The sequence below is a fragment of the Burkholderia sp. Se-20378 genome (genome assembly GCF_017104665.1).
Lineage (GTDB): Bacteria > Pseudomonadota > Gammaproteobacteria > Burkholderiales > Burkholderiaceae > Burkholderia > Burkholderia lata.
Genome location: NZ_JAAGPG010000577.1, coordinates 1 through 4981 on the forward strand (window position 1 = coordinate 1; position 4981 = coordinate 4981).

Here is a 4981-nt window from a genome sequence, read left to right on the forward strand (position 1 = left end):
TACGCGAGCAGCGTGTCGGCCGCCGCGCGCATCGCAGGATCGAGCGCATCGAGCCGCGTGTGCAGCACGTCGAGCGCATGCTCGAACGACGCGATCGCGTCCGCGCACCAGCCGTCGACGTGTTCGGGCGTCGCATGCTCCGGCGCGAACGCCGGATCGTCGGACGGCTGCGCGAGCGCGACGTGCAACTGGCCGAGCCGCGTGCCGATGATCCCCGCGAACGCCGCATAGCCGAGCAGCGCGTCGGGTTCCTCGTCCGTTTCGTCGGTCTCTTCTTCGTCGGCGGCCGGCAGTGCGAGCTCGTCCACCGCGCGCCGCAGGAAGTCGAACGAACGCGTCCACGCGTCGCCCTGGTTGTCGACGTAGCGCTGCAGGATCGCGACCGTATGCGGCGTGCCGTCCGGATCGACGTGCACGACTTCGCCCGCGAGCGTCGCGGTGTTCGGGTAGCCGATCCGCGTCAGGTACCGGCTCATTTCCGCTTCCGGATGCACGCCGTGCGCGACCTTGCGCACCAGTTTCAGCACGATCGCGTCGCCGATCACGAGCGAGCTGTTGCTCTGCTCGGCCGCGAGCCAGCGCACGTCGGCGTCGTCGCCGGGATCGAGCACGGCGAGCGCGTCTTCCGGCAGGAACACGAGCCGGCCGTCATCGGAGGTCGGCACCGTCGCGCCGTCGCGCAGCTTGCGCAGCATCCCGTGTGCGAACGCCGGCAGCGCGAACGCGTCGGTCAGGTAGCCGACCGAATGGCCGCGCCGCACGCGCGCCAGCGCGAGCTGCGCGAACAGCGGCTGCGAGGTTTCACCGCCCCACGCGGCCGCGAGCGGCACGACGTAGCGTTCGACGTCGCCCGGCGCATCGGATTCGACCCAGGCCTCCGCATACTGGAACGGTTCGCCCGGCACCGGCGTGACGACGTTCAGCCGGGCCGCGCCGATCGCACGGTCCTTCGACGCGAACCAGCGCCGCCGCGCGAGCCACGACGGCAACGCATCGTGCGCGAGCACGTGCAGCTGTTCGATATCCGGCCGCGCATCGCCGCGCCGCATCACGAGCGTCACGTATTCGGGCAGCGGCTCCGCATGGGGCTGCCGCCACGACGGCTCGCGGCCGTGCTCGGCCAGTACGAACCACAGGAATCCGTACGGCGGGAAGGTGAGGAGATACGGGAGCTGGCCGATCGGCGGAAACGGCGAATCCGACGTCATCTCGATCGGCACGCGGCCCGCGAATTCGGACAGGTCGAGCTCGACGGCCTGCGACGCACGCGACAGGTTCGCGACGCACAGCACCGGATCGTCGCCGTCCAGCTCGCGCAGGTACGCGAGCACCTTGCGGTTTTCCGGGCGCAGGAAGCGGATCGTGCCGCGCCCGAACGCCTGCGACGCGCGGCGCGTCGACAGGATGCGGCGCGTCCAGTTCAGCAGCGAATGCGGGTCGCGCGTCTGCGCCTCGACGTTGACCGCGTCATAGCCGTACAGCGAACCCATCACCGGCGGCAGCACGAGCAGTTCGGGGTCGGCGCGCGAGAAGCCGCCGTTGCGGTCCGACGACCACTGCATCGGAGTGCGTACGCCGTCGCGGTCGCCGAGGTGGATGTTGTCGCCCATCCCGAGCTCGTCGCCGTAGTAGATCACCGGCGTGCCCGGCATCGACAGCAGCAGCGAGTTGATCAGCTCGATGCGGCGCCGGTCGCGTTCCATCAGCGGCGCGAGCCGGCGCCGGATGCCGAGGTTCAGCCGCGCGCGCCGGTCGCTCGCATAGGTCTGCCACAGCAGGTCGCGCTCGGAGTCGGTGACCATCTCGAGCGTCAGCTCGTCGTGGTTGCGCAGGAACACGGCCCACTGGTTGCTCGGCGCGAGTTCCGGCGTCTGCCGCATGATGTCGACGATCGGGAAGCGATCCTCGCTCGCGATCGACATGTAGATGCGCGGCATCAGCGGGAAGTGGAACGCCATGTGGCATTCGTCCTCGTCGCCGAAATATTCCTGCACGTCTTCCGGCCACTGGTTCGCTTCGGCGAGCAGCATCCGGTTCGGATACTCGGCGTCGATCGTCGCGCGAATTCGCTTCAGGATCGCGTGCGTTTCGGGCAGGTTTTCGTTGTTGGTGCCCTCACGCGCGACGAGATACGGCACGGCGTCGAGCCGCAGCCCGTCGATGCCGAGGTCGAGCCAGAAGCGCATCACCTGCATCACCTCGCGCACGACGGCCGGGTTGTCGAAGTTCAGGTCCGGCTGGTGCGAATAGAAGCGGTGCCAGTAGTACTGGCCGGCGACCGGGTCGTGCGCCCAGTTCGACGTTTCCGTATCGAGGAAGATGATCCGCGTGCCCGCGTATTTCGTGTCGGTGTCGGACCACACGTAATAGTCACGGTGCGTCGAACCCGGTTTCGCGCGGCGCGCGCGCTGGAACCACGGATGCTGGTCCGACGTGTGATTGATCACGAGCTCGGTGATCACGCGAATGCCGCGCGCATGTGCTTCGCGGATGAAGCGCCGCACGTCGGCCAGCGTGCCGTAGTCGGGATGCACGTCGCGGTAGTCGGCGATGTCGTAGCCGTCGTCGCGGCGCGGCGACGGGTAGAACGGCAGCAGCCAGATCGTGTCGACGCCGAGTTCGGCGATGTAGTCGAGCTTCGCGATCAGGCCGGGGAAATCGCCGATGCCGTCGTTGTTCGAGTCGTAGAACGACTTCACGTGCACCTGGTAGATGATCGCGTCCTTGTACCACAGCGGATCGTCCGCGCAGAGCGCCGGTGCGCGGCGGCGTGCACGGCGCCGACGCGGTGTGCCGGCCGGCGCCAGCGACGGGAATTGCGCGCGGCGTACGTCGTCGAGGGAATCTTCGCGTTTCATCATCCGTGCCCTCCCGAAGGTGACCGGGCATCGCCCGGTTCGCGCGCCGCCGCCCGCGCGGCGCCTGGATGCGGCGTGAGCCGCCAGATCGCATACGGCCGCACGTGCGGATCGAGCGATACGTACTGGCGATGCCCGCGCCAGGTTTCCGCATGCGTGGCGTCCTGCTCGAGCGCGTCGAGCGGTTCGCCGTCGACGAGCCCGAAGCCGCGCCACAGCGACGCATCGAGCGTGAAGTTCGCGACTTGCGGATGCCACGGGTCGGTGCTGATCGCGACGACGACCACGCTGTCGAACGCCGGCGTCGCCTTCACGAACACGAGCACCGTGTCGTTGTCCGCATCGGCGAACGTGAGGCCGAGATGCGTCTGCAGCGCCGGGTGAGCGCGCCGCGCGCGGTTCAGCCGCGCGACCTCGGCGCCGATATGCGCGGCCTTGCTCCAGTCGCGTGCACGCAGCTCGTACTTCTCCGCGTTCGCGTATTCCTCGCTGTCCGGCAGCGGCGCCGATTCGCCGAGCTCGAAGCCCGAGTACAGGCCCCATGACCCGGCCAGCGTCGCCGCGAGCGCCGCGCGGATCACGAACTGCGTGCGCGGCGCATTCTGCAGGTGGCGCGGGTTGATGTCGGGCGTGTTGACGAAGAAGTTCGGCCGGAAGAATTCGCGCGCGGGGCCTGTCGTGAGCTCGGTCAGGTAGTCGATGAATTCGCGCTTAGACTCGCGCCACGTGAAGTACGTGTACGACTGCGAGAAGCCGACCTTCGCGAGCCGATACATCATGCCCGGCCGCGTGAACGCTTCGGACAGGAACACGACGTCCGGATGCCGGCCGCGCACGTCGCCGATCATCCACGCCCAGAACGGCAGCGGCTTCGTGTGCGGATTGTCGACGCGGAAGATCCGCACGCCGGCATCGACCCAGAACAGCACCGCGTCGCGCAGCGCGAGCCACAGGTCGGGCAGCGCGTCCGGTGCGTAGAAATCGGGGTTCACGATGTCCTGGTAGCGCTTCGGCGGATTTTCCGCGAAGCGCAGCGAGCCGTCCGGCCGCCACGCGAACCAGCCCGGATGCGCGGCGAGCCACGGATGATCGGGCGAGCACTGGATCGCGAAATCGAGCGCGATCTCGAGCCCGTGGCCGCGCGCGGCATCGACCAGCGCGCGGAACGAATCGAGCGTGCCGAGCTGCGGGTGCACGGCCGTGTGGCCGCCGTCCGGCGAGCCGATCGCGTACGGGCTGCCGACGTCGTCGGGGCCGGCCTTCAGGCTGTTGTTGCGTCCCTTGCGCGCGGTCGTGCCGATCGGGTGGATCGGCGGGAAATACAGCACGTCGAAACCCATGTCGCGGATGCGCGGCAGGTGCGCGATCACGTCGTCGAACGTGCCGTGCCGGTGCGGGTCGTCGCTTGCCGAGCGCGGAAACATCTCGTACCAGCTGGAGAAGCGCGCCGCGCGGCGCTCGACGTCGACCGGGTAAGTCGTTTCGTCGTGCGTGACGAACGGGCGATAGCGCAGCGCCGCGAACGCATCGGTAAGCGGCGCCGCGCCGAGCTGCGCGAGCCGCGCGTCGGCCGGCGCGTCCTTGAATTCGGCGATGCGTTGTTTCATCTGCGTGAGCGCGCGCGCATCGAGTGGATCGGCGAGCTTGAGCGCGGTCGCGAGCAGCAACTGCGCTTCGCGCAGTTCGAGCGTCACGTCCTGGCCGGCCGCGTGTTTTTTCGCGACATCGTGGACGAGCGACGCCCAGTCGTCGCGCCACGCGAGCACGCGAAATTCGTGGCGGCCGAGCCGGTCGAGCGTCACGCGCGCGTGCCAGCCGTCGTTCGGTTCGGCTTCGAACGGGATTTCGCGCCAGTCGTCGTCGCCGGCGGCGCGCCACTGCAGCGCGGCCGCGAGATGCGCGTGCCCGTCGGTGAAGATCGACGCGTGGACGACGAGCGTCTCGCCGATCACGCGCTTGACCGCGAAGCGGCCGCCGTCGACCGACGGCTCGACGCGCTCGATTGCGCCGAAGATCGACTTGCCGGCCGTGTCGAACATCTCGATGCGCACGGTATCGCCGTAGCGCATGAACTGGGTCTGCGGCGCGCCGTGCTCGATCGTCTCGAGGCAGCGCTTCTCGGC

Annotated in this window: 2 protein-coding genes; both read right to left on the reverse strand. The window is 68.9% G+C overall.

Annotated elements, in window-relative coordinates; genetic code table 11:
- Positions 1 to 2858, reverse strand: a 2858-nt coding sequence (treS, locus tag G3N93_RS33995; protein ID WP_206134936.1) for a maltose alpha-D-glucosyltransferase, incomplete at its 3' end; no start/stop codon positions are given.
- Positions 2858 to 4981, reverse strand: a 2124-nt coding sequence (locus G3N93_RS34000; protein WP_241026815.1) for an alpha-1,4-glucan--maltose-1-phosphate maltosyltransferase, incomplete at its 5' end; no start/stop codon positions are given. The genes G3N93_RS34000 and treS, both read right to left, overlap by 1 nt.